24 protein-coding genes and 1 pseudogene are annotated in these 25,688 nt (G+C 63.9%); 15 read left to right on the top strand and 10 right to left on the bottom strand.

Going from position 1 to position 25,688, the window contains the following annotated elements:
• Window positions 1–25: 25 nt before the first annotated feature.
• From P7F60_RS10090 to P7F60_RS10055, 8 genes and pseudogenes are all read right to left on the bottom strand, one after another.
• Window positions 26–721, bottom strand: a complete 696-nt coding sequence (locus P7F60_RS10090) for an acetoacetate decarboxylase family protein (protein ID WP_277917602.1) — start codon at window positions 719–721, stop codon at window positions 26–28.
• Between the two features lie 84 nt (window positions 722–805).
• Window positions 806–2,239, bottom strand: a pseudogene (locus P7F60_RS10085) (NAD-dependent succinate-semialdehyde dehydrogenase).
• Between the two features lie 26 nt (window positions 2,240–2,265).
• Window positions 2,266–3,369 (bottom strand): zinc-binding dehydrogenase, encoded by a 1,104-nt coding sequence (locus P7F60_RS10080; protein ID WP_277917601.1) that lies wholly within the window; start codon window positions 3,367–3,369, stop codon window positions 2,266–2,268.
• A complete protein-coding gene (locus P7F60_RS10075) occupies window positions 3,366–4,925 on the bottom strand; it encodes an AMP-binding protein (protein ID WP_277917600.1) in 1,560 nt (519 codons plus the stop codon). Before P7F60_RS10075 ends, P7F60_RS10080 begins: the two co-directional genes overlap by 4 nt.
• A 33-nt stretch (window positions 4,926–4,958) precedes the next feature.
• On the bottom strand, window positions 4,959–5,732 hold the full coding sequence (locus tag P7F60_RS10070) for an enoyl-CoA hydratase/isomerase family protein (protein WP_277917599.1): 774 nt from the start codon (window positions 5,730–5,732) through the stop codon (window positions 4,959–4,961).
• A gap of 158 nt (window positions 5,733–5,890) precedes the next feature.
• Window positions 5,891–6,688: an IclR family transcriptional regulator gene (locus P7F60_RS10065; protein WP_277917598.1), complete on the bottom strand. Its 798-nt coding sequence runs from the start codon at window positions 6,686–6,688 to the stop codon at window positions 5,891–5,893.
• A 105-nt stretch (window positions 6,689–6,793) separates the two neighbouring features.
• Window positions 6,794–7,117 (bottom strand): FCD domain-containing protein, encoded by a 324-nt coding sequence (locus tag P7F60_RS10060; protein WP_347276860.1) that lies wholly within the window; start codon window positions 7,115–7,117, stop codon window positions 6,794–6,796.
• Between the two features lie 288 nt (window positions 7,118–7,405).
• Window positions 7,406–8,140: a sterol carrier protein domain-containing protein gene (locus tag P7F60_RS10055; protein WP_277917597.1), complete on the bottom strand. Its 735-nt coding sequence runs from the start codon at window positions 8,138–8,140 to the stop codon at window positions 7,406–7,408.
• 43 nt (window positions 8,141–8,183) lie between these two features.
• On the opposite strand from P7F60_RS10055, the gene P7F60_RS10050 reads away from it, so the two are divergent.
• From P7F60_RS10050 to P7F60_RS10005, 10 genes are all read left to right on the top strand, one after another.
• The gene (locus tag P7F60_RS10050; RefSeq protein ID WP_277917596.1) at window positions 8,184–9,029 is read left to right on the top strand and encodes an ATP-binding cassette domain-containing protein; all 846 of its coding nucleotides are present in this window, start codon (window positions 8,184–8,186) and stop codon (window positions 9,027–9,029) included.
• A complete protein-coding gene (locus P7F60_RS10045) occupies window positions 9,019–9,951 on the top strand; it encodes an ABC transporter permease (RefSeq protein ID WP_277917595.1) in 933 nt (310 codons plus the stop codon). Before P7F60_RS10050 ends, P7F60_RS10045 begins: the two co-directional genes overlap by 11 nt.
• A gap of 3 nt (window positions 9,952–9,954) precedes the next feature.
• Window positions 9,955–10,953 (top strand): ABC transporter permease, encoded by a 999-nt coding sequence (locus P7F60_RS10040; protein WP_277917594.1) that lies wholly within the window; start codon window positions 9,955–9,957, stop codon window positions 10,951–10,953.
• A 34-nt stretch (window positions 10,954–10,987) separates the two neighbouring features.
• The gene (locus tag P7F60_RS10035) at window positions 10,988–11,965 is read left to right on the top strand and encodes an acyl-CoA dehydrogenase family protein (RefSeq protein ID WP_277917593.1); all 978 of its coding nucleotides are present in this window, start codon (window positions 10,988–10,990) and stop codon (window positions 11,963–11,965) included.
• The gene (locus tag P7F60_RS10030; protein WP_277917592.1) at window positions 11,901–12,236 is read left to right on the top strand and encodes a hypothetical protein; all 336 of its coding nucleotides are present in this window, start codon (window positions 11,901–11,903) and stop codon (window positions 12,234–12,236) included. Before P7F60_RS10035 ends, P7F60_RS10030 begins: the two co-directional genes overlap by 65 nt.
• Before the next feature lie 10 nt (window positions 12,237–12,246).
• Window positions 12,247–13,170, top strand: coding sequence for an LLM class flavin-dependent oxidoreductase (locus P7F60_RS10025; protein WP_277917591.1), 924 nt, complete (start codon window positions 12,247–12,249; stop codon window positions 13,168–13,170).
• Window positions 13,171–13,215: 45 nt separating this feature from the next.
• Window positions 13,216–14,481 (top strand): NtaA/DmoA family FMN-dependent monooxygenase, encoded by a 1,266-nt coding sequence (locus P7F60_RS10020; RefSeq protein WP_277917590.1) that lies wholly within the window; start codon window positions 13,216–13,218, stop codon window positions 14,479–14,481.
• A gap of 332 nt (window positions 14,482–14,813) precedes the next feature.
• Window positions 14,814–15,839 (top strand): amino acid ABC transporter substrate-binding protein, encoded by a 1,026-nt coding sequence (locus P7F60_RS10015; protein WP_277917589.1) that lies wholly within the window; start codon window positions 14,814–14,816, stop codon window positions 15,837–15,839.
• Window positions 15,839–17,038, top strand: a complete 1,200-nt coding sequence (locus tag P7F60_RS10010; RefSeq protein WP_277917588.1) for an ABC transporter permease subunit — start codon at window positions 15,839–15,841, stop codon at window positions 17,036–17,038. Before P7F60_RS10015 ends, P7F60_RS10010 begins: the two co-directional genes overlap by 1 nt.
• A complete protein-coding gene (locus tag P7F60_RS10005) occupies window positions 17,035–18,090 on the top strand; it encodes an amino acid ABC transporter permease (protein WP_277917587.1) in 1,056 nt (351 codons plus the stop codon). Before P7F60_RS10010 ends, P7F60_RS10005 begins: the two co-directional genes overlap by 4 nt.
• 212 nt (window positions 18,091–18,302) lie before the next feature.
• Here the strand turns inward: P7F60_RS10005 and P7F60_RS10000 are convergent, their stop codons facing one another.
• On the bottom strand, window positions 18,303–19,349 hold the full coding sequence (locus P7F60_RS10000; RefSeq protein ID WP_277917586.1) for a substrate-binding domain-containing protein: 1,047 nt from the start codon (window positions 19,347–19,349) through the stop codon (window positions 18,303–18,305).
• Between the two features lie 162 nt (window positions 19,350–19,511).
• Window positions 19,512–19,955 (bottom strand): Lrp/AsnC family transcriptional regulator, encoded by a 444-nt coding sequence (locus tag P7F60_RS09995; protein WP_277917585.1) that lies wholly within the window; start codon window positions 19,953–19,955, stop codon window positions 19,512–19,514.
• 107 nt (window positions 19,956–20,062) lie between these two features.
• Between P7F60_RS09995 and P7F60_RS09990 the strand changes: the two genes are divergently transcribed.
• From P7F60_RS09990 to P7F60_RS09970, 5 genes are all read left to right on the top strand, one after another.
• Window positions 20,063–20,623, top strand: a complete 561-nt coding sequence (locus P7F60_RS09990; RefSeq protein ID WP_277917584.1) for a cysteine hydrolase family protein — start codon at window positions 20,063–20,065, stop codon at window positions 20,621–20,623.
• A gap of 124 nt (window positions 20,624–20,747) precedes the next feature.
• Complete coding sequence (locus P7F60_RS09985) at window positions 20,748–22,220, top strand: sugar ABC transporter ATP-binding protein (protein WP_277917583.1); 1,473 nt, start codon at window positions 20,748–20,750, stop codon at window positions 22,218–22,220.
• A complete protein-coding gene (locus P7F60_RS09980) occupies window positions 22,220–23,248 on the top strand; it encodes an ABC transporter permease (protein ID WP_277917582.1) in 1,029 nt (342 codons plus the stop codon). The genes P7F60_RS09985 and P7F60_RS09980 overlap by 1 nt, the downstream gene beginning before the upstream one ends.
• Window positions 23,249–23,304: 56 nt before the next feature.
• Window positions 23,305–24,351, top strand: coding sequence for a substrate-binding domain-containing protein (locus tag P7F60_RS09975; protein WP_277917581.1), 1,047 nt, complete (start codon window positions 23,305–23,307; stop codon window positions 24,349–24,351).
• Between the two features lie 68 nt (window positions 24,352–24,419).
• Window positions 24,420–25,673 carry a hypothetical protein gene (locus tag P7F60_RS09970; protein ID WP_277917580.1) on the top strand — a complete coding sequence of 418 codons (1,254 nt, stop codon included), beginning with the start codon at window positions 24,420–24,422 and terminating at the stop codon, window positions 25,671–25,673.
• Window positions 25,674–25,688 lie beyond the last annotated feature (15 nt).

The raw sequence follows: 25,688 nt of genomic DNA, 5'->3' as shown, positions 1-25,688 counted from the left end.
GTCACCCTCCCCGGGAAAGGCGCCCTCAGCCGACGATCTTGCCGAAGGCGAGGACGAAGTTGGCGACGATCATTTCCGCCCCGACGATTTCGCGGATTTGGAAATCCGAGAAGGGATCGCTGGCATTGCCGCCGACCTTGATCGCGGCAGTGCCGAAGGCATGGCGCAACGTCTCGGACTGGCCGAGCGAGTTCTCGATGATCTGGGTTTCGACGGCAGCGCCTTCCGGCGAGGGAATGATGCGCGTCTGGAAGCGCGGATGCAGCGCCGGCTTGTCGAAGGCCGGTCCGTCGGCCTTGAAGTCGATCTCGATCAGCGAAGTGCCGCGGCGCGAGAGTTTTGCCGAGATCGCGGTGTCGGTGGCGTTCCAGGCGACTTCACCCATCTTTTTCGGATAGCCCCAGACCTCACGGCCGACTGCCATGGAATCGTCGTTGGTGACGATTTCGTAGAGCACATGGCCGCCGGGACGGCCCTGGTAGCTCATCGGCACGACGATGCCGCCCTCGGCATAGGAGCCGAGCGAGCCGCCGGCCGGCACGTCCATGATGAAGAACTCGATCACATCTCCCCGGATATCGAACTGCGCCGGAAGCGCGGCGCGGATCGCCGCCTCGTCGACACGGCAGAAGACGCTGACCTTGCTGAACGCCTTGTAGTCGAACGGGGGCGCTTGGTAGAGCGGCGCGCGCTGCGGGAGGGTGTAGGCCTGCTGGGACATTGGGGCTGGTCTTTCCTGTCTGTTCTGATCGAAATGATTTCACACCAATGAAAAAATGAAGTCAATATTTCATTTGAGTGATTTTTATAAATTCGTCTGCGAAACGAACTTGATCGTCTGGAACGTTTCCAGCGCCTCCGGCCCGCCCTCGGAGCCATAGCCGGAATCCTTGACGCCGTTGAAGGGCACTTCCGCATAGGCAAGCCCGTAATCGTTGACCGACAGCATTCCGGTCTGAATGTCCTCGGCAAAGCGCTGGGCGTTTTTCTGCGAGCGGGTGAAGGCGTAGGCGGCGAGGCCGAAGGGCAGGCGGTTGGCTTCCTCGATGGCGTCGTCGACCTGCGAGAAACGGTTGACGACGGCGACCGGGCCGAAGGGCTCCTCGTTCATGATCGCCGCTTCCTTCGGCACGTCGGCGAGCACCGTCGGCTCGAAGAAGAAGCCGGCATTGCCGATGCGGTTGCCGCCGGCGAGCAGGCGCCCGCCCCTGGCGACGGCATCGCCGATCAGCCGGTCCATGGCATCCAGCCGGCGGGCATTGGCCATCGGCCCCATGTCGACCTCGTCCTTGAGGCCGTCGCCGACCCGCACCGCCTTCGCCGCCGTGACGAAATCCGAGAGCACCCGGTCGTAGACCGACTCCTCGACCAGCACCCGCGTCGGGGCGATGCAGACCTGGCCGGCATTGTGGAACTTGTGGCCGGCGAGCATCGAGACGGCGGATCCGAGATCGGCATCGGCGCAGACGATGTAGGGCGCATGGCCGCCAAGCTCCATCGTCACCCGTTTCATATGCGCGCCGGCAAGCGATGTCAGGTGTTTGCCGACCGGCGTCGAGCCGGTGAAGGATACCTTGGCGATCACCGGATGCGGAATGAGATATTCCGAGATCTCGGCGGGAACGCCGTAGAGCAGATTGATCGCGCCGTCGGGGAAGCCGGCATCGGCAAAGGCGCGGATCATCGCGGCGCAGGAGGCCGGCGCCTCCTCGGCCGCCTTGAGGATGACGGTACAGCCGGCGGCAAGGGCGGCCGAGATCTTGCGGATCGCCTGCGCCACCGGATAGTTCCAGGGCGTGAACGCGGCGACGACGCCGAGCGGCTCCTTCATCACCATCTGCTGCATCCCGCCCCGCCGGGCGGGGATGAGGCGTCCATAGGAGCGGATGCCCTCTTCGGCGAACCAGCGGATCACGTCGTCGGCATTGCGCAGTTCCGAGCGGGCCTCGGCCAGTGGCTTGCCCTGTTCCAGGGTCAGGATCGGCGCGATCTCCTCGATGCGCGCCTTCAGATTGTCGGCGGCGGCATGCAGCAGCCTGGCGCGCTCGCGGGCCGGCGTCTTGCGCCATTGGCGGAAGGCGTGCTCGGCGGCGGCAAGCGCGCGGTCCATCTCGGTCTACCCCGCCTTGGCGACGCGGCCGATCTCGCTGCCGGTCGCCGGATTGAGCACCGGCAGCGTGTCGCCGGTTATGCTGTCGGTCCATTCGCCGGCGATGAAAAGTCGGGTATCGGGATACATGGTCGTCTGGTCCTGATGTCGAAGAATCAATGGTCGAAGCATATGAGGGTGCGGGCGAGCACACCCTGTTCCAGCCAGCGGAAAGCATCGTTGATCGCCTCCAGGGCCACGCGCTTGCCGACCTGGCGATCCAGCTCGAAGCGGCCGGCGCGGTAGAGGGCGAGGATGCGCTCGAAATCCCGCTCCGGCACGCCGCCGCCGTAATTGCTGCCGATAATGCGTTTCTGGGTGTTGGGCAGGGTCGAGGCCGGCAGGCAGACCATCTCGCCCCTGGCGGCGATGCCGACCGAGACCACCGAGCCGCCCAGCCGCACGCCGTCATAGGCCAGCGCGATCGCCGCCGGCCGCCCGGTGCAATCGACGATGCTGTCGGCGCCGCGCCCACGGCTGAGCACCTTCAACTCGGCAACGACATCCTGCGTGGCGGAGTTGACGAAATGCGTCGCGCCGAAGGCACGGGCAACGGCTTCCTTCTCCGGGTTGATGTCGATGGCGGCGATGGCCTCCGCGCCGGCAAGCGCGGCGGCCTGGATGGCATTGATGCCGACACCGCCCACGCCGATCACGCCGACCACTTCGCCGGGCTCGACGCGGGCATCGTTGACGACGGCGCCGAAGCCGGTGGTCACCGCGCAGCCGACCAGTGCCGCGACCTCGAAGGGAACATCCTCCGCGATTTTCGAGCAGGCGGATTCCGGCACCACCGCCAGTTCGGCAAAGCTCGACAGGCAGGTGAAGTGATGGATCGGCCGTTCCCGCGTGCCCAGTCGGCGCGCGCCGTTCCAGAGCGTGCCGCCGCCGGCGGCGGCGCCATAGGTGTCGCACATGGTCGGCAGGCGCTTGTGGCAATAGAAGCATTCGCCGCAATTCGGTGCCCAGGAGAGGATGACATGATCGCCCTTGCGCACCTTGGAGACGGCCGAGCCGGTGCGCTCGACGATGCCGGCCGCCTCGTGGCCGAGGATGATGGGCAGCGGCGGAAGCGACTTGCCCTTGGCGGCGCTGAGATCGCTGTGGCACACACCGGTGGCGACGATGCGCACCAGCACCTCGCGGTCGCCGGGATCGCCGAGCGGCACGTCCTCGATGACGAGGTCTTCATTGTAATTGTAGAGAACGGCGGCCTTCATTGCGGTTGTCTCCCCGTGGGATATGCGTTCGTCTGTCTCGTGCCCGACAATCTGTCCCAGCTGCCATCGAGTGCGGCGGGAAGCCGGTGCTTCATGATGCGCTGGCTCGGCGTGCGCTCGAAATCCTCGATCACGACGAGGTATCGCGGGTTCTGGAACGGCGCCAGCCTTTCTCCAAGCCAATCGGAGAAGGAAGACAGATCGATTTCCGCGCCCTGCTTGGGCTTGAGGAACAGCTTGATCTCCTGCTCGCCGACCTCGGCCCTGACGCCGATCAGGGCGCACTCCTCGACCAGCGGATGGCTGCCGGCGACATGCTCGACCTCGAAAGCGGAGACGTTCTCGCCGCGCACGCGCACGCTGTCGGTCAGGCGGCCGAGGAAATAGAGATTGCCCTCGGCATCGATCATGCCGAGATCGCCGGTATGGAAGCCGTCGGGACGCAGGGCCTTGGCGGTCGCCTCCTCGTTGCGGAAATAGCCGGCGAAAACCGCGCCTTCCCGGCGCGGATGGACGACGATCTCGCCGGCGGTGCCGGCCGGCACCGGCCTGCCCTCGTCGTCGAGAATCTCAACCCGCAGCCATGGCACCGGCTTGCCGACTGAACCAAGCAGGCCGCTTTCGTTGAAGGTGGTGATGCTGGAGGATTCGGTCATGCCGTAGCATTCGCGCAGCGGCATGCCGAAGCGCTCCTCGAACGCCCGCCAGAGGTCGCGCGGGCAGCCGCCGCCCCAGGCGACCCGGACCCCATGGTTCCGGTCGCCGGCCTCTTCCGGCTGCTTCAGCAGGATTTGCAGGACGCCGCCGAGATAGTGGATCTGCGTCGCGCCGCAGTCGCGCACCTGATCCCAGAAACGGCTGGCGCTGAACCGCTGCACCATGGCGAGCCGCACATCGCGCAGCAGCGGGATGGGAACGAGCTGGGCGCCGCCAATGTGATAAAGCGGCTCCCAGACGAAAAAGACATCGCCATCGCGCGCATCCGCGCAGAGCATCGCCCCCTCCGACGCATAGCGCAGCATGCGATGGGTGACGCACACACCTTTGGGACGGCCCGTGGTGCCGGAGGTGTAATTCAGCGCGAACAGATCGTCCGCCTCCGGCAAGGCCTCCGAAAAGACGTGGCCGCCGGCAACCAGCCGGTCGAGCGAGCCCGCCTCCCCGGTTTCGGCGACGAGTCGGAAGGCACCGGTATCCACCCCGCAATCGAGAATATTGGCGAACAGGTCGCGATCGGCGAAGACGACGCGCGGATCGCAATGTTCGAGGATGTATTTCAGGCCGTCGCCGCGCAACTGCACATTCACCGGCACCCAGACCGCGCCGCATTTGGCGATGGCGAACAGCACAGCCAGGCTGTCGGGGCTGTTGCGCAGCATCAGCGCCACGCGATCGCCCTTGACGACGCCGAGACGGCGTAGCTCCGCCGCCACGCTGTCCGAGGTGCGATGCAGATCCGAGAATGTGATCGGCTCACCATCGAAGGTGGCGTAAACGGCATCCGGCGAGATCCTGGCCCGGACCGCCAGCAGGGAGATGAAACCTTTGTCTTCCACGTCAAAATCCCGAATTCGTCGCTGTCGAACGGCTTAGCCGGCGGACCTGGCCGCGCGGGCGGCGAGGAAGCGCTCCATCATGCGGTTGGGCTCGCCATCGGCATAGGCGATGCGCTGATTGCGCACGCCGGAGGCCAGCGCGTCGCGGAAGCGGGCCTCCGTGACCTCGCGGAACCGCTGCTTGTTGAGCTTCATGGCCAGGCGCGGCTTGGCGGCGAGTTCCTCGCCCAGCGCCAACGCGGCGGCCAGAACCTCTTCCTGCGGCACGATGCGGTTGATGAGGCCGATGGCGACGCATTCCGAGGCCGGCATCATGCGGCCGCTGAGCGTCAGGTCGGTCGTGCGCGCCAGCCCGATCATCTCCATCATGATCCACGGGCCGGTGGTGCTGGCGATGCCGGAATTGATCTCCGGCTGGCCCATCTTCACCCCGTCATGGCCGATGCGGAAATCGCCGAGCAGCGCCACCTGGAAGGCAGAGCCGGCGGCAAGGCCGTTCAGCGCCATGATCAGCGGCTTGGAGAGGCTGCGGATGCGATCGTACAGGCGCTCCCATTCGCCGATCCAGAGTTCGGCGCGATCGGGATCGAAGGTCTTGGTTTCGTTGAGATCCTGGCCCGCGCCGAAGGCACGCTCTCCCGCCCCCGTCACGATGATGGCGCCGACCGCGTCGTCTTCTTCGGCGGCATCGAGGGCGCAGACGAGATCGGCGCGCATCTGCGCATGCCAGGCGTTCAGGACCTCCGGGCGATTGAGGGTAATCACGCGGCAGGAGGCCCGCTGCTCGGTCAGAATGAAGGTCGTCATGTGATCCATCGTATTATATTGTGATACGAAGTATCGTATTTCGATGAATGAAAATGTCAACGGGATTTTTCACGACATGAAAAATTTACGGCCGATGGCGTCTTCGGCCACGCCTTTCCGGGCGAAGGTTTGGCGATGCGGGCGTCAGACGAGCCGGCTTAGAAAGGGGAAGATGCCTGCGAGATCGAGCGCGCGGCGGCGACGACGAGCGGCGCCAGCACCTCTTCGGCCCTTTCCGCCGTATAGCGCGCGCTGGACACGCCGATATTGACGGCGGCGACGGGACGCCCGGTCTGGTCGAGGACGGCGGCGGCGACCGAGAGATCGCCGGGGAAAAACTCTTCCCAGGCGGTGGCATAGCCAAGCCTGCGGGCCGTTTCGAGCTGTGCGGCGAGCGCATCGACGGTATGGACCGTCTGCGGCGTGAAGGCCTGCAGGCGCGAGCGTTCGAGCAGCGACCGCGCCTCCTCCGGCGGCAGGCGCGAGAGGATCGCCCGCCCCGGCGCCGTGCAGAAGGCGGGCATGCGGGTGCCGACGACGACGTCGGTGTTCAGCATATGACGGCTCATGAAGCGGGCGGCGAAAACGATGTCCGGCCCATCCGGCAGCGTCAGGTTGACCGTCTCTTCCGTCTCGCGGCTGAGATGCAGCAGATAGGGCATCGCCCGGTTGACCAGCGGATTGGCGGTGATGAAATGGCGAGCCATTTCAAGGCTGCGCAGGCTGAGCTCGAAGCGCTTGGTGACCGGGTCCTTCTGCAGGTAGCCGAGCCGGTTCAGCGTATGGGTGAAGCGCTGGGCCGCGCTTTTGTCGAGGCCGACATTGGCGCAGATCTGCGCCAGGCTGAGGCTGCGGTTTGCCCCGTCGAAGGCTTCGAGCACGCGAAACGCCTTTTCCACCGACCGCACCATCAGCGGATCGGCATCCTCATCCTTCCTGGTTTCATCTAAGGACACGCGCGTTACCCCTAGCTATCGCTGCGGCGCGCCCGGGGGCGGCATATGGAACGCCTCTCCTGTAACCTGCGCCCCGCGCGCCGGCAAGCCCGCCGGTCGGCAGGATCAGACAGAGCTCTTGAACAGCAGGTCGCGCACCCGGTCGGAATCATGGGCGACATGCTCGCGCATCAGCGCCCGCGCCGCCTCGCTGTCGCCGCCGAGGATCGCCAGCGCCAGCGGGCGATGGTCCACCGCCTCCGGCGTCGGCGACGGGGCGCTCTGGTTGCAGAAATACCAGAGCCGCAGGGCGAGATTGAAATTCTGGGTCAGCATGGCGAGCAGGTAATCGTTGCGCGCCATGCGATAGATCTGCCGGTGCAGTTCGGCGTCGCCGGCAATCTGCGCGGAAATATCGCGCTCCATTGCCAGCCGGTCGGCCAACCGCATCAGCGCCTGTCGCTCCTGCGGCGCGGCGTCCGGCTATATGCCTACCGCCATCATACGCCCTGCGCCTGGTTCTTCGATCCGGACAGAATTTCAAGTTCGTATCACCCGAGAAGGCTCAAGCAATCTTCGCGGAAGCGGAGGCCGATATTTCTGGGAACATCATCACGACCTGCGGATCCGGTGAGAAGGTCGGACCTGAAAGCCTGGTGAGTTGATCGCTGTGTCGGCGATTGAAAAACACGGGCTGTGAGAGCAGGCCTTTCGCAGATGCGCAGCTTCCGCGCAGTGCTAAAACGAAATGCCCGAATGAGGTTTGGTACCACCGGCCGCGAAAGCGTCGTCCAGGGCGGCGATGTCGTCGTTGCCGGCGTCTATCCGTCCTGCGGCCGCCAAGGTGATAGCGGACTGCGTGCCGAAGACGAGCTCCGTGACACTCTGCAGCGACAACTCGAAAGCCGCGCTTTCCCGGATCCGCTCGGCACCCTTGGCCGACAGCGACCAGACCCCGGTATTTTCAGGAAGGATCGGGTCCGATACCTTGAAGACAACGCGGCTATCGCGTCCGTATTTCCGGCCGTTGAGAAACTCCTTCAGGTCTAACGGCCTGATCCAGCTTTCGTCGCGCAGGTCCGAGATCTGGACGGCGCGTGGATTTTCGACGAGAAGCGGCAACGGATCGTCGACAGGGCGAGACGGCAGGACGACCTTGTGGAGAATATCCTGGGACAGGATATGCCCCATCAGGCCCCTCCAGGCGTCGTCATCATGGGCGACGATATCGTCGACGATGATGGTTCGCTGCCCGGACGTAAACCAGTTTTCCGACGGCTGGACATGGAAACGCAGATAGCCGCGCTCCACGCCTTCCGGGCCGATGACGACAGCGTGGACAGGTGTCGATGCATGGGCAGCGCGAAATCTCTGGATTTCCCACCAGGCGTCCCAACGCATGAGCGTCGCGGCGCGCAGCGCGGGCGATGCGTTAGCGATGCGCTTGAAGAGTTCGAAGCTCAGCGCATCCACCTGTCGGATGTCATCGCGATGTCGGGGCTTCAGGCGGCCGCCGTTGACGAGATCGACTCCGTCGGTCGCGCTCGGCTCCGGCGATCGCCTGCTGGAAGTCGATGGGTTGGGCCGCTCCTTCGCTCCCCATCGCACCGTCCTGGACAACGTGTCGTTTTCGGTCGGCAAAGGGGAAATCCTTGGGCTTGTCGGCGAATCCGGTTCCGGAAAATCGACCATCGGGCGGCTGATCTCGGGGCTCGATCGCCCGGACCGCGGCACGATCGCCCTGAACGGCGCCGTGTATGCGACGCCGCGGCGCGCGGCCAATCTTCACGGCACCCTGCGCCGGGACATTCAGGTGGTCTTCCAGGACCCCTATGCCAGCCTGAACCCAAGGCGAACCGTCGAAGCCATTCTTGCCGATCCGTTCGTGATCACCGGCGAACGGAACCGGGCGCAAGTCAAGGGTTTGGTTCGCGCGTTGCTGGCGGAGGTCGAGCTTCCCGAGGCGGTGCTTTCCCGATTGCCTTCGCAGCTTTCGGGAGGCCAGCGGCAGCGGGTCTCCATCGCCAGGGCGATCGCGCTGAAACCCTCGCTGATCGTCGCCGACGAACCCGTTTCGGCGCTCGACATCACCACGCAAGCCAAGATCGTCGATCTGCTTCGCCGCCTGCGCGATCGTCTCGGCGTTTCGATCCTGTTCATTTCCCACGATCTGGGAATCGTCGGCGAACTCTGCGACCGGGTGGTGGTGCTGGACAACGGCCACATCGTCGAGGCGGGTCCGACAAGACGCATCTTCGAGCGCGCCGAGCACAACTATACCCGGCGTCTTCTCGCATCCATGCCCGGCGGCAAGCGCCGTTCGAGCAACGACAGTGCAAAGGCGGCGGCGCATGTCGGCTGATGTTCTCGGCGAAACGGTGCCGCGTCGCATCCTGCCCGATTTTGCCGCATCCTTGTGGCGGGAGCGGAGCGTGCGTGTCGGTGTGCTGATCGTCGGGTCGGTGCTGGCTGCCGCCATGCTGGCACCCCTTGCCGCATTTTTGCTCGGACACGGACCGACCGACCAGTTCCCGGACATTGCGCTCGACGACATGGGCATCCCGGTCGGACCTTCCCTGGCATTTCCCATGGGAGCCGATGGCAACGCCCGCGACGTTTTCGTGCGAACGCTCTATGGCGCGCAAATCTCGCTTCTGGTCGGAATTCCAGCGACGACCGCGGCAATGGTGATCGGAACGCTGATCGGCATGGTCAGCGGCTTCCTTGCCGGGCGCGTCGATCGCGTCATCAGCCAGGCGATCGATGTCGCCATGTCCTTCCCCTTCGTGGTCACGGCGCTCAGCCTCCTGTCGCTGAACCGAGGCGACGGGGGGATGCCGCTGATCTCCCCGACTCTCGTGGTCGTTTTGGTGATCGCGCTGTTTTCCTGGACCTATTTCGCCCGGCTGACGCGCACGATGGTGCTGGACATGCGCGCCGGTCCCATGGTCGAGGCCTCCCTGATCATCGGCGCCTCGAAAGCGCGCATCGTCTTCATCGATATTTTGCCAAACATCCTACCGACGCTGCTGGTCTATTGGGCGGTGCAGCTTCCGGCCAACATCGTGGCCGAGGCGACGCTTTCCTTTTTGGGCGTCGGCATCCAAGCCCCCGTGCCGAGCTGGGGCAACATGATCGCAGAGGCGCAGCGGACCTCGCTTTATCAGGATCAGCCGTGGTTTCTGGCCGGACCGGCCTTGGCGCTGTTTCTCACGGTGGTCGGTTTCAACACGTTGAGTTCGGGCTTGCGGTCTGTCCTCGATCCGCATCGGAGGCGTGCTTAAGCCATGACACGCAACGTCGTCTCAACCCTCTTCAGGTCGGCTTCGACCCTCGTCATCGTGCTCATCCTCTCGTTCTTCATCACGAGAATCGCCTATCGCAACCCGGCAGCGATGCTCGCGCCCCGCAACGCGACACAGGAGACCATAGACGGCGTGGCGCGTGCCCTGCGTCTCGACGAGCCGTGGTATCGTCAGCTCTGGTATTATCTCTTCCGTGGGCCGGACATCCAAGGCGCTCCGATGGGGCTGATGCACTGGCCGCCGGCGCTCGGCTATTCCTTTCGCAAGCAGGCGCCGGTGACCGACCTCATCCTTTCCAAGGCGCCGGTGACGATGTCGCTGGCCCTCGGCGCGCTGGTGATCTGGATGACGATATCGATCGTCGCGGGAGTTGCGGGCGCGCGCTGGCAGGGGCGGACGATCGACCATGTCCTCGCCTTCTTCGCCTATGTCGGCCTGTCCGTGCCGACGTTCCTCAGCGGCATCCTGATCTCCTATGTCTTCTTTTTCCAGCTGACGAACGCCGGTTACGCCTGGTTCCCCAGCAGCGGCTACGTCCCTCTCTTCGAAAATCCGCTGGAATGGGCAAGGCATCTGATTCTGCCCTGGGCAACGCTGGCGATTGCCGAGATCGGCATATTTCAACGCATCGTCCGCGCCGGAATGCTGGATGTCCTGGGGCAGGACTACATCCGGACGGCGCGCGCCAAGGGCCTTGGCGAAGGCAGGATCTATCTTTCGCACGCTTTGACGTCGGCTCTGAACCCGATCGTCACGCTGGGCGGCCTGGAACTGGCGGTCATCATGGGCGGGGCGATCGTCACGGAAACCATCTTCGGGCTCGATGGCGTCGGGCGCATGGCAATCGCCGCCGCGCTGGATGGCGATTTTCCGCTGGTGATCGGAACGACGATCTTCGCCGCGTCGGTCTTCGTCGTCTGCACCCTGATCGTCGACCTCGTCACCCAGTGGCGCGACCCTTCGCGATCCTCATCGCGCTGAGCGCGCAACTATCATTTCTGGAATGGAGACAAGCATGACTGCCGTGAGTACCCCGCTTTCGCTGACCTATCTTCGCCCCGCGACCGCCGTCGAGCAGTTGCTGGTCGCGCGCTTCCAGCCGGTGTTCGATCGCATCGCCGAAGGAAATGTGGCGCGCGAACGCAACCGGACATTTCCCTTCGAGCAGGTGCAATGGCTCAAAGATGCCGACTTCGCACTCATTCGCGTGCCGGAGGAGCTTGGCGGTTTCGGCGCCTCGCTCGAACAGACCTTCTACCTGCTGGCGCTGCTTGCGGAAGCGGATGCGAACGTCGCCCATATCTGGCGGAACCATCTCGCCTTCGTCGAGGATCGCCTGAATGCACGCCCGTCCCCGGGCAATGAACGTTGGTTCCAACGCTTCAGGGACCGCGAATTCGTGGGCGGCGGCTGGACCGAGGCGAATAACGGAACCTATGCGACGATCAAGACCGTCGTTACCCGGGAAGACGACCATTACAAGATCACCGGCGCCAAATTCTATGCGACCGGCAGCCTCTATGCGGACTGGCTCGACGTGATCGGAAAGGACGCGGACGGGACGCTGATCACGACACTGGTAAATCGTCACCAACCGGGCGTCGAGCTGACCGACGACTGGCCGGGCTTCGGGCAGCGAACCACGGCAAGCGGCAGCGCCCTTTACAAGGACGCCATCGCTTACGACGGCGACGTATTTCCAGCCAGCGAGCGCGTCGTCTATCAAGGGCACTTCTATCAGACCGCGCTCCTTGCCGTGCTGACCGGCATCGGTCGCGCGGTGCTGCGCGACGGCATCGCGGCGCTGAAATCCCGCGGACGCAATTATCCGCAGGGTCTCGATCCGGTGCCTGCGCTGGATGCGCAATTGCTGCAGGTGATCGGCGAAGTTTCGGTCCGGGCCTTTTCGGCCGAAGCGGCCTTGCGCCGTGCCGCCGCCTCGCGACCTCATCGCAGCCGCACATGCGGCCGGCGACGACGCCCTGCGCGATGAACGGGCGACCGCGGGCGAAGTCGCCGTGGCGCAGGCGCAGATCGCGATCGTCGACGGGGTTCTCCACGCCGCAACGCATGTCTTCAATGCCCTTGGCGCATCGGCGACATCGGAGGACACGGCGCTGGATCGTCACTGGCGCAATGCCCGCACGCTCGCCTCGCACAATCCCGTCGCCTACAAGGCGCGCATTCTCGGCGACTACCTCGTCAACGGAAAATCGCCCTCGTCGAGCATCGCCCGGCTCGGCCGCGGCGGCCAGGGAAACTAGGAGCGACAGGATGTCGAAACCTTACATCGCCCTCGCCCTCGCAGGCCCGCATCTGGTGGAGCTCACGGCGAGCCCGGCGCTTCTGGCACGGTGGGACGCACTGCCGGTCGCTTTTACGGTGCTCGGTATCGACCGCATCGACGGAAGCGCTCCGGCGTCGGTGACATTGAACAGTTCGGCGGTGGGCGCGACGCTGGCGGGCGCCACCAAAAACGGTCGCTTCCTGATCGTTGCCACGCCGCAGCGCGACCACCCCTATAATATTGCCCGGCGTGTCGCCTCGCTTGCCCATCTCTCCGGTGGGCGCAGCGGCGTTCTGATCGGCATTCGCGACGGCTATGCGCCGGCCGGGCCGGAAGATGCCCCGGCATGGGGCGGCGCAGGACTTGGCGGCGGGGCGGCGCTGAATGCGCAGACGGCCTACGACACAGCCCGGGCGGTCAGAGCGCTGGAGCAGAGCTGGCCACATGATACGATCATCGCGGACAGGGAAAGCGGCATTCTTGTCCAGTCGAACCGCATCGTGCATGTGGACATCGATGCCAGCTTCTCGATTGCGGGGCCGCTGAACGCGCCGGAGCCCGCCGCCGGCGCCTCCGTCATCGCCTGGTACGATGAGGCGGGAGACGCGATTCCGGCAAGGGGCGACGACGATCCGGTCGATCTGGTTCTGGGGGGATCGGGATCCGTCGCCATCATTCGGCCTGACGAGACGCCGCCCGTCGACGGCGTTTCAGGGGTCCTGCTTCGCGCGGAGCCGGATCAGCCGATCATGGAGCTTTTCGAAGCCGCCGAGCGCCTGTTGGCCGATGGCTACACGGCGACCGAACCGGGCCGACCATTACGCACAGCACTTGGGCTTTCGCAGCCAAAGCCGCTGCCCAGAACCGCGCGGCCGGCCTTTCCCACGCCGAAACCGCACATCGCGCCTTGAAGCCTAACGAAGAGACGACAGATGACAACCAAACGATCCGGGCATGTGCTCCTCGGCATCAACGTTCTGGTCCTCGGCTATTTGCCGTCGTCCTGGAAGACGCCGCTCCTGAACAAGGATGCTTTTATCGACCCGGTCTACTGGGAGAATATCGGTCGCACCGCGGAACGCGGTACGCTCGACGCGCTGTTTCTTGCCGACGGACCTCTGCTTGGCGATCCCGCTTACGACGCCAATCCGATCCGCCTCGAACCGTCCGTCAATTGGGGACATGTCGCCGCGGCCACCTCGCATGTCGGTTTGGTCGCAACGGCGTCGTCCACCTTCAACGACCCCTTCGAACTTGCCGAACGCTTCCTGTCCTGGGATCACCAGACGGGCGGGCGCGCGGCCTGGAATATCGTCACGACCCGCAACGTGCCCGCCGCACGGAATTTCGGTCTGCCCGATATTCCCGACCGCGACGACCGCTACGGACGGGCGAGTGAATTCGTCGATGTCGTACGAGCGCTCTGGAACTCGGCCGCCACTGGCAAGGACATCCGCCATCACGGCGAATTTTTCGATCTCGAAGGCCGGCTGCGCGTTCCCCCCTCCAGACAGGGCCAGCCAATCATCTTTCAGGCCGGCGGATCGCCGCAGGGACGCGAACTGGCGGGACGGGTCGCAGAAGGGGTGTTCGCCGCCGAGCTCACCAAAAGCCAGGCCATCGAGCATTACCGGCTCGTCAAGACCTACGCCCGCGGCAACGGTCGCTCGCCTGATGACATCAAGATCCTTCCGGGCCTCCTGCTAAGCCTTGGCAGTACGGAAGAAGAGGCGCGCCGCAGGAGCGATGAATTGCACGAGGCGAGCCCGGCATCGTACTCCACCAGCTGGTTGTCGCAGGCGATCGGATACGATACGTCCAAACTTCCGCTCGACGAACATTTCCCGGAAGAGATCCTCGCGCCCATAACGGATACCAAGACGTTCAATGGAAGCATCGGTTTCCGCGAATCCATCGTGACGCAAATCCGCAAGACCAATCCGACGGTCAGGGACTATCTCAGGCAGACCCGCTATACCGGATCCGGCCACGCGGGCTTCGTCGGCACGCCCGAACAGCTTGCCGATCATATAGAGGACTGGTTCCACGCAGGCGCGATCGACGGCTTCAACCTCCAGCCGGATCGTCTGATCGATGGCCTCGCCGTCATCGTCGATGAACTCGTGCCTATATTACGCCGGCGAGGGCTGTACCGCCATGCGTACGAGACCGATACGCTGCGCGATCATTTTCGGGCAGCATCGCCGACGCCGCCATTCTAGGCGGGGTACGACGGTGGCAAGTCGATCCTGCGGCGAAGCTGCGAACGGGTTGTTCGCCGACGCAACGGACCGGAAAAGAGCGCGTGTCGCCGAGCTTATGAGACGATGGAAAAGCTCAAGGCTGCCGGTTCGATGGCGGCCTGTACACCATCCGAATCGCCCCCGTCGACGGCAACGCCGCGGAAGTAATTTCCGCATCGACCTCAAAATTTGGAATGATACATTCTTAAGTCTACTAATTTTATAGATAATATAGAATTATCCTCCCGCCCCTAAGCAAATCGCTTGCGGCAGCGGAGGCGTAGCTTTCTTGCAAATGGGGATGTTTCCATATGGTGTACAAGTCTTTCCGCCATGCGATTCACGCGGCGGCTGTCGCCTTTCTCGCGACCACGATGATGTCCGGCCTTGCCCATGCCGGTCCGACGCTCGACAAGATCAACCAGCGCGGCGCCATCAAGGTCGGTGTCGGCACGACGCCCGGCTTCTTTGCGCCTGACAGCGATGGCAAGTGGCAGGGCTTCTTCATCGATTTCGGCAAGGCGCTGTCCATCGCCGTCTTCGGCACGCCGGACAAGGTGGAGTTCACATCCTCCTCGCCGCAACAGCGCCTGCCCGCGCTTCAGAGCGGCGAATTCGATATCCTGCTTTCGGGCGTGACGGTCACCGCCACCCGCGCCTTCAAGCTCGGCTTCCATTTCGGGCCGACCGTCTTTTACGACGGTCAGGGCATTCTGGTGCGAAAGGATCTCGGCGTGACCAAGGCGGCCGATCTCGACGGCGCCACCATCGGCGCGCAAAGCGGCACCACGGGCGAACTCAACGTCGCCGATTTCTTCCGCAAGACCGGCAAATCCTTCAAGCCGGTGACCATCGAGGATACGGGCCAGTTCATCGATGCGCTGGAATCGGGCCGGGTCGACGCGATCACGCAGGATTCCTCCGACCTCGTCGGCAAACGCACCCAGTTGAAGAAGCCGGACGATTACATCCTGCTGCCCGAGCGGCTGTCCAAGGAGCCGCTGGCACCCGCCATCGCCGGCGGCGACGACCGCTGGCTGGAACTCGTCAATTGGACCGTGAACGCCACCATCCAGGCCGAGGAATGGGGCATCACCTCGGCCAATGTCGATGAATTCCTGAAGTCGGAGGATCCGGCGATCCAGCGCTTCCTCGGCGTCGATCCGTCCTTTGCAAAGGATCTCGGCCTCGATCCGAAATGGGCCTACACGATCATCAAGACCGTCGGCAATTACGGCGAGATTTTCGACCGCAACCTGAAGCCGCTCGGCTGGGAACGCGGCTATAACAGCCTGTGGACCCATGGCGGCCTCCTCTATTCGCCGCCCTTCCGTTGATGTCCGACAGACGTCTGTTCCGCATCCTCATGCCGGGCGCTCCGCGTCCCGGCATGAGAGCCAAGCTGCGTATCTGGTGGGGCGGCTGGCCCGTCTGGCAGCTTGCCATCCTGTGTGCGCTCGCGCTTCTCGGTTGGCTGCTCGTCTCTAACGTGCTGGAGGCCATGGCGCGCGTCGGCATTCGCCCCGGCTTCGGCTTCCTCCTCAGTTCGGCCAATTTCGAAATCGGCGAGGGCGATATCGCCTTCCGCGCCGGCGACAGCTATCTCAGAGCCATCGCCGTCGGTCTTCTCAACACCTTGAAGGTCTCTCTGCTCGGCTGCGCGCTCGCCACCGTTCTCGGCGTCGTCATCGGTGTGGCCGGCCTCTCGCGAAACCTGCTTCTCGCCACGCTGGTGCGCTGGTTTATCGAGATCACGCGCAATACGCCGCTGCTCCTGCAATTGTTCTTCTGGATGGCGCTCGCCAAGGCGTTGCCGGCCCCGCGCCAGGCCCCTGCCCTGTTCGATGCCGCCTTCCTCACCAACCGGGGTATCTACATTCCCGCGCTATCGCTGGAGGGCGGACCGCTCGGGCTGCCCGCGGCAATCGCGGTTGCCGTCGCGCTCTGTGGCATCCTGCTCGCCGCGCTTGCCATATCGGACCGGGCAAGGTTGCGCACCGCCATTGCCGCCGTCGCCTTCGCGGTCGGCATCACCGCGCTTGCGCTCGCATTTTCGGGCGCGCGGCTGGTCGCGGACGTACCGGTGCTTTCGGGCTTCAACATCCGTGGCGGGCACACGCTCTCGCCGGAATTCGCGGCCCTTCTGATCGGCCTCGTCGTGAAGTTTTCGGCCGTGATCGCCGAGATCGTCCGCGCTGGCATCCAGTCGGTCGGCAAGGGCCAATGGGAAGCGGCGCGCGCCCTCGGGCTGCATGACGGGCAGATTATCCGGCTCGTCGTGCTGCCGCAGGCGCTGCGGGTTATCACGCCGCTGACAACCTCCAGCTATCTCGACCTGACCAAGGATTCCAGCCTCGCCGTCGCCATCGGCTTTCCCGATCTCGTCAGCATCGTCAACACGACCGCAAACACGACGGGCCAGTCCATGGAAGCGCTGATGATCCTGATCGGGGCTTTCCTCACCATCAATCTGACGCTGTCGGCGCTGATGAACATCTACAACAGCCGCGTCGCTCTGCGGGGTTCCGCCCGATGAAGATCGCTCTTCCTCGCCATCTCGCAACGCTGCAGACCGGGCTGTTCGGCACGCGCGCCAACACGTCGATCACCGTGGCGACATTGCTGGTGCTGTGGCAGGTGCTGCCGCCGCTGCTGCGCTGGGCGGTGTTCGACGCCACTTTCACCGGCAATGCCGATGCCTGCACGCGCGAAAGCGCCTGCTGGGCCTTTGTTGCCGCCAAGCTGCGCTTCATGCTCTTCGCCTTCTATCCGCCGGAGCTGCAATGGCGTCCGATGCTGGTCGTCACGCTCCTGGCCGCGATCCTTGCCGCCAGCGCCCTGCCCCGCTTCTGGGGCCGCGGCCTGCTACTCGCCTGGCCCGTGACCGTTCTGGCCTGCTGGCTGCTGATGCAGGGCGCCTTCACCGCAACCCCGATCCCGTCGAACCAGTGGGGCGGCCTGCCCGTCACCCTGTTCGTCTGGGCCGGCTGCTTTGCCGCGGCAACGCCCATCGCCGTGCTTCTGGCGCTGGCCCGCCGCTCGAAACTCGGCGGGCTCAGGACCTTTGCCATCGCCTATATCGAACTGATGCGCGGCACGCCGATGGTCGCTATTCTCTATGTCGCCATGCTGATCCTGCCCATGGCATTGCCGGAAGCGCTGTCGCTCGACAAGATGCTGCGCGCCATGGTGATGATAACGCTGTTCTGGGCGGCCTATATCGCGGAGGTCATTCGCGCCGGCCTTCAGGCCATACCCACCGGCCAGAACGAGGCGGCGACGGCGCTCGGTCTCGGCTACTGGCGCATGCAGCGGCTCGTCATCCTGCCGCAGGCGCTGCGCATCGTCATTCCCGGCATGGTCAATCTGGCGATCGGCTTCCTGCTGGCAACCTCGCTTCTGGCGGTGATCGGCATCTTCGACCTGTTGAACGCCGCGCGCGCGGCGGCGGCCGATCCGAAATGGCTCGGTTTCTACAACGAAGCCTATGTCGTGGTCGCGCTGGTCTATTTCGTCATCTGCTCTGGCGCCTCCCGCTACAGCCGCTGGCTGGAAAAGCGACTCGCGGGAGGGCAGTTTCATTCCTGACGGCTGAGCTCAAGGCTTGATTTTCAAAGCCAAGCGGCAGGTCGGAATGGTGCTTTTCCGGATGTCCGAACGACGATACGATTGTGGCCTGATAACGCCACAGCAGCTCTAACTCCGGCAACCTTGATGTAGGACGCCACTTCAAAAAAACCCGGCGCGGCCGTTCCTTGCCGCACCGGGATCCCTGGGAGGATATGAAAACGACCGGATGGCTAGAACGCGACCGCCGGTATCCAGTTCGCGGTCGCCGCGCCGCTGGTGGAAAATGCCGGCACCTTCGTGGCAAGGTCTTCGATGCGGTTCACCTTGGCGTCGCGCAACTCCTGCTGGGTGACGAGCACGGGATCGACGACGATCTGATGCGGGACCGGCTGGCCGGCGACCTGCAACGCGGCCGCGCGGATGGAAACCGCCCCGACAACCGCCGGGTTCGTGGCTGCGGTCGCGACCCACGGACTGCCGGGCTCGGCAATCTCCTGAATATCGGCTGTCGAAATGTCGGCCGAGTAGATCCTGAGCTTATCGCCGATGCCAAGATCGGTCGCCGCCAGCTTCACCCCGCGTGCAAATTCGTCATAGGGCGCGAAAATCACGGTAATATCCGGATTGGCGCGCAGCACCGCCTTGGCCTGATCGGCCGTCGAGGTCGCGGTCGTATCGTTGACGGTGCCGAAACGGGCTTTTTCGACAATGCCGGGATTGGCGCCCTTCACCGTCTCCCAGACCTCGTTGCGGCGATCGAGCGGGGCGAAACCCGCGACATAGGCATAGCCGGCCTTGAAGCTTGCGCCGTTATCCTTGATCGCCTGGTCGAGCGCCAGTTCAGCCAGGCGATGATCGGACTGCTCGACCTGCGGGATCTTATCGTTGGCGAGATTGACGTCGAAGGCCACGACCTTGATGCCCTTGTCGAGCGCCTGCTGTGCCACGTCGCCCAGCGATTCGGGCAGGCCGTGGTCGAGCACGATGGCGTGCACACCGAGATTGATCGCCTGCAGAACCTGCTCACGCTGCTCGGCGGCATTCTGTCGTCCGGGGAAAACCCTCAGATCGATCCCGAGAGCCTTTGCCTGAGCGACGGCGCCAGCTTGGTAGGACTGGAAGAAATCCCCCGCCGAGAGGTAGCTGATCAGGGCAAGTTTGACGCCGCCCTTGTCGAACGGGGCAGGCGCGCCGGCGATCCCCTGCGCACCGGCCACGCCGGAAGACGCAGCCGTTATGGCGACGGCGGACACAATAAGGCGAAATTTGATGGACATTAAGACTTTCCCCTGGATTGCGCGGTCCCTTACCGCATCCCGGGAACAGAGTACGATTTTAGTATATAAAATCTATGTTTTTAATATTCTAATGACATCGACCGGTAGAATTTGTTTTCGCGCCCGACTTAAAAACCGCCAAGGCATGCCTCGACCCTTTCGTCACGCCCGGCGGTCGAAATGCATGCGCAGCGAAACGTTCGTCTGAACCGTAGCGATGCCGGGCGTCGATGCGATCTGACGACGCACCGTGTCGAGCTCGCCGTTGGTCGCGCACGCCACCAGCAGCATGAGATCGGTCGGGCCGGCGACCGACCAGCAGGTGACGACCTGCGGAATCCCGGTCAGATACGGCACGACATGGTCGCAATTGCGGCCCTGCTGAAGACTGACCGCGATCAGTGCCTCGACCTCATGGCGCGCGATATCGCCACTGAGCCTGACCGTATAACCGGCGATCACCTTGGCGTCCTCCAGCCGGCGGATGCGCTCGTGCACCGCGCTGCGAGAGAGACCGGCGTGTCGGGCAAGCTCGACGAGGCTGCGGCGGGCGTCCGCCCTCAAAGCGGCGAGCAGCAATCTGTCTTTTGCATCCAGGTCTTTCATTCGGATATCTCCCGGCAAAGCCGGACAATCGTCCGGAGCACCGACATCATACCGGGCGATTCCGGACGAAGACCAGGATATTTATCAGTCATCTTCCGGAGGTGCCAATGCTGAGAATTCCCGAAAACGCCATACTCATTCCCATCGACATGCAAAGGGCGTTCGACGCCCCTCCCTGGCCGAGGCGGTGGAACGACAGGCTCGACGACAATGCGCTTGCACTGCTCGCGGCCTGGCGAACCTCGGGACGACGTGTCATTCATGTTCGTCACGACAGCGTCGAGCCGAACTCGACCTTGCGCCCCGAAACGCCGGGCAATGCGTTTCGCCCCGGCTTCGAACAGGCCGCCGACGAACCGTTGGTGACGAAAAGCGTCAATGCGGCGTTCATCGGCACCGATCTGGATCAGCGCCTGCGTCGTCTGGCAACTGGCACCATAGTCCTCTTCGGCATATCGACGGACATGTGTGTTTCGACCAGCGTGCGTGTCGGCGCAAACCTCGGTTACCAGGTCATCCTGGTGGAGGATGCCTGCGACTGCTTCGACCTCCCCGACGCCAAGGGCGGCGTGATAACCGCCGCCGACATCCATCGCGCCCATGTCGCCACCCTCCGGCACGAATTCGCAAGGGTGTCTTCCACAGAGGAAGTCATCGCGGCGTTGTAGATCGTCGTGAAGCGGAGAAGCCTCCTGGAATAGATTTTCACGTCGAACCCTATTAAAGGAAGGCTCATCCTTGAGAATGGCCGCCGGTCGCCTAGGAATATGGCAACCAACGAACACGGCCTGCATGACTCTCCTGACTGTCGAAAATCTGTCGCGCGCCTTCGGCTCGACGCAAGCCCTGAGTGACCTGTCGCTGTCGATCGACGGCGGCGAAGTGGTGGCGCTGATGGGCGCCAATGGCGCCGGCAAGTCGACGCTGGTCAAGATTCTCGCCGGCATCCACCGGCCCGATGCGGGACGCATCGTCTGGGACGGGCAGAACTACCATCCGGAAAGCCCCTGGGACGCCGCCGCCAGCGGTATCGCGACCGTCCATCAATCCACCGATGTCGTCGGCGTCCCCGGCCTGAGCGTTGCGGATGCGCTGCTCCTCAACCGGTTTGCCGACGGCCATCAGCCCTTTTTCCTGTCACGGCGAACGATCCGCCGGCGTGCGGCCGCAATCGTCGCGCATGCCGGGTTCGAGCTGCCGCTCGATCGCGATTTCGCGGACCTCGGTTCGGCCGACCGGCAGATCGTCGCCATCACCCGGGCGATTTCCAACAATGCCCGGCTGCTTATCCTCGACGAACCGACCGCCAGCCTTTCGGCCCGCGAGTCCGAACGTCTCTACGGCATCGTCGCCCAGTTGAAGGCGCGCGGCATGGCCGTTCTTTATATTTCGCATCGCACCGCCGATCTCCAGGCGATTGCCGACCGCGTCGTGGTGCTGCGTGGCGGGCGCAATGTCGGGGCATTTTCCCGGCCCGTCGATTTCGATGCCGCAATCGAAACCATGATCGGCCGGCCACTCACCGCGGTTCGTCCCGACCGTCGCCAGAACTTCGAGCGTGAGGTTCTCGCCTTGCGCGACGTTCGTCTTCTGGCCGACAGCCAGCCTTTCGACTTGACCCTGCATGCAGGCGAGGTGGTCGCGGTCACCGGCGTATTGGGTGCGGGCAAGACGAGGCTGCTATCGGCGCTCTATGGCAATGGCTGGTTCGCAAGCGGAAGCGCTCGTCTCGACGGGCTTCCCTTCCAGCCGCGTTCCGCGCGGCAGGCGCTTGACAGCGGCGTGGTGATGGCGGCGGCCGACCGCCACGCATCGGCGCTGATGCCGCCCGACTGGCCGGGCGAAAGCATCGCGGCGACCATCGGTCTGCCGCATCTGAAAACCTGGTATCCCTCCGGCTTTCTGTTTTCCGGCCGCGAAATCAGGGAAGGACGCAATGCCATTGCCCGCCTCGGCATCAAGGCGGCCGGCGCCGATGCGTCCGTCTGGTCGCTTTCGGGCGGCAATCAGCAGAAGGTCGTCATTGCGCGCTGGGAGGTCGAACCCAGTCGCGTGCTGTTGCTGGACGAACCGTTCCAGGGCGTCGATGTCGGCGCCCGTCAGGAGATCATCTCGGTGATCCGCGCCCATGGCGACCGCGCCACGCTGATCGCGACATCCGACCCTGAAGAAGCACTGGAGGTCGCGGATCGCGTCCTCGTCATGGAAAATCACAGCCTGCGGCGTTTTTCCCTGTCCCATCCGCAATCGGAGAAAACCGCCTGATGAGCGAAAATGCTGTCGAATTACCAAGCAAACCTGCGCCGCAGGTGCGACCCACCGTGCGGGAAATCGTGCGGCGCGGCGCCGTGTTCTTCTTGCTGATCGGCATGGTCGTGGTGTTCTCCATCGCACAGCCGGCCTTCATCAACCCCAGCAACCTGATGAGCATTCTGCAATCCGTGTCGGTCGTCGCCATCATCGGCGCGGGCGTCACGATTACCCTGGCGATCGGCGGCTTCGACCTGTCGGTGGGCGCGGTCGCCGCGTCCACGGTCATGGCGGCGTGCTATGCGATGATCGTGCTCGGTCTCAACGTCTACGAGACGGTTCCGCTCGCGCTTGCGCTGGGTGGGCTCGTCGGATTGGTCAACGCACTGCTGATCGTGCGCCTCAAGGTGCCGGACCTGCTCGCCACGCTTTCCACGATGTTTCTGCTGACAGGATTGCAGTTGATCCCGACAGCCGGCCGTTCGATCTCCGTCGGCCTCATTCTCGCGGACGGCACGACGGCGACGGGCAAGATAGACCCGCAGTTCCTGTCGATCGGTCGCTCCTCGCTTTTCGGCGTCGTGCCGCTGCCGGTCGTCTTCATGGCGCTGACGGCGCTCGCGCTGCATGTGCTCACCGAACATACCCGGCTCGGCCGGCTGTTCTATGCCACCGGAGGGAACGAAACGGCCACGCGTCTGGCCGGGGCGAATATCGCGCGCCTGAAGACCTATGCCTATGTGCTCTCCGGCATGCTCGCCTCGCTTGGCGGCATTATCGTTGCCGCGCGTGTCGGCCGCGGCGATGTTTCGTCGGGCGCCTCGCTGCTGATGGATTCCGTCGCCGCCTCGCTGATCGGTCTGGCGGTCCTCGGGCTGCGCCGCCCCAATGTCCTCGGCACGATTGTCGGCGCGGTGTTCGTCGGCATTCTCCTGAACGGCCTGACCATGCTCAACGCGCCCTATTACACCCAGGATTTCATCAAGGGCGCCGTTCTGGTCGGCGCGCTGGCTCTCACCTACGGCATTGCCCGCCGAAGCTGATTTCGGCCGGCTTTGTCTTGACGTCAAACTTGCAACCCCAATCCAAGAGATCGCATATGATCACGACATTGAAGACCATTGTGGCAACCGCCGCCATCGCGGCATCCCTGATTGCCGGAGGCGCATCGGCGCAAGGCCTGCCCGGCGCGCCGGCGCCCTTCGACAAGAAGACCGTCAACATTGCCGTCGTCAGCTTCCTCGGCAGCGGCGACTGGCTGCAATCCTTCGAAGCCGGCGTGAAGCGCCAGGCCGATGCGCTTGGCATCAAGCTGAACGTGTCGCAGGCGCGCAACGACAACGACACGCAGAGAAACCTCATCGAGCAAGCGATCAATCTCGGTGTCGACGGCATCATCATCAACAATGGCCGGCCGGAAACGTTGAAGGATGTCGCGGAGAAAGCGCTGGCCAAGGGCATCAAGGTCGTTGCTTACGACGTCAACCTCGACAATCCGAAGATACCGCAGATCGAACAGAGCGATGCCGACATGGCGCGTCTGGTTCTCGACCAGGCGGTGAAGGACAAGGGCGACGGCTTTGTCGGCGGCGCCGTCTATGTCGCAGGATTTGCACCGCTCGACCGCCGCTATGCGGTCTGGAAAGACTTCGTCGCCAAGCACAATCTGACGGAAAAGGCGGTCTGGGGCGTCGTCAACGACACCGTGCCCGCCTCCGTCGCGGACCAGACCAAGGCCGTGCTGCGCGCCAATCCCGATATTTCCGTCGTTTTCACGCCTTGGGACGAGTTTGCCAAGGGCGTCAAGCTGGCAACCGATGAACTCGGCGTTTCGGACAAGGTCAAGATCTACGGCGTGGACATCTCGACCGCGGACATCCAGCTGATGATCGAGCCGGGCAGCGCCTGGGCCGCCACCGCCGCAACCAACGCCGCCGTCGTCGGCGAGGTTTCGGTGCGCGCCCTGTCGCTCGATATCGCCGGCCAGTTCCCGGGCCAGTCCGTTCTGCTGCAGCCGACCCTGATCACGCGGGACGACCTCGTGAACAACAATATCGGCACGATCGAAGAGTTGCAGCAGAAGTTCCCGGCCTTCCTGAAAAGCGATGCGGCAACCGCCGGCTGGATTCCGGCACCCAAGCAGTAAGCCGCTGTCCGCTTCCAGACAGGCGTCGCCGATGGCGGCGCCGTTTCCTCGTGCAAACTGAGATGACCATGGCTTCGAACGATCTTCCACAGCCCGACTTTTCACGCAACATGACGCTGATCGGCCATAGCGACATAGGCGGCCGTGGCGACGGACTGCAACTCATGGTCCATCGGGGCCACGCCTACATCGCCCATCCGTGGTCGCAGGGTTTTTCCATCGTCGATGTTCGCGATGCGCGCCATCCCAGGACGATCGATTACATCAAGGCGCCGGCCAACACCTGGAACATTCACCTGCAGACGCATGACGATCTGCTGCTGGTCATCGATGCACTGGATCTGTTCGCCGATGTCGAGAGCTTTACCGACGAAAAGGCCTACTACACCCGTTCGGCCGGCGATACGGTTCGCGCCGAAAAGCGCGATCGCGCCTGGACGGCAGGCATGACGGTCTACGATATTTCGACGCCCGGTGCGCCACGCAAGATCGGCTCCCTCGAAGTGGAAGGCGTCGGCTTTCATCGCCTGTGGTATGTGGGCGGGCGTTACGCCTATGCGTCGGCCTTGCTCGACGGCTTTTCGGACTATGTCTTCGTGACGATCGACATGGCCGATCCCACGCGCCCGGAACTGGTCGGCCGCTGGTGGCTGCCGGGCATGAATCTCGCCGGCGGAGAAACGCCGACTTGGGAGGAAGGCCGCCGCTATGCCTTGCATCACGCCGTCGTGCATGGCAATACAGCCTATGCCTGCTGGCGCGACGGCGGACTGACGCTGCTCGACGTCAAGGATCACGCCGCGCCAAAACTCATCAAGCATCATAACTGGTGCCCACCTTATGGCGGCGGCACGCATTCCGCGCTACCACTGCCAAGCCGCGACCTGCTCGTGGTCGCCGACGAGGCGGTGGCGGACAACGAGGAAGACGGCCGCAAACACACATGGTTGTTCGACATTCGCGTGCCGGAGAACCCGATCAGCATTTCGACTTTCCCTATTCCGGGCGAAGCCGACTATGGCAGGAAAGGCGGCCATTTCGGACCGCACAACCTGCATGAAAACCGGCCTGGCTCCTTCGTCTCGGAAACGCTGATTTTCGCCACCTGGCAGAATGCCGGCATTCGCGCCTTCGATATCACCGATCCCTATCGCCCTGTCGAAACCGGCGCTCTCGTGCCGGCAGCGCCAAAGACAATGATCGACCGGCGCCAGGGTCGTCCGCAAGTCATCCAGTCGGCCGACGTCTTCGTCGATGCGCAGGGGCTGATCTATGCCACGGACTACAATGCCGGGCTGGAAATCATCGAATACGGCGGTTGATCGCCGTTTGCAGGC

This window comes from Rhizobium sp. YJ-22 (genome assembly GCF_029601685.1).
Lineage (GTDB): Bacteria > Pseudomonadota > Alphaproteobacteria > Rhizobiales > Rhizobiaceae > Metarhizobium.
Note: the sequence above shows the minus strand (reverse complement) of the source record. Positions and strands in the feature narration are given on the sequence as shown.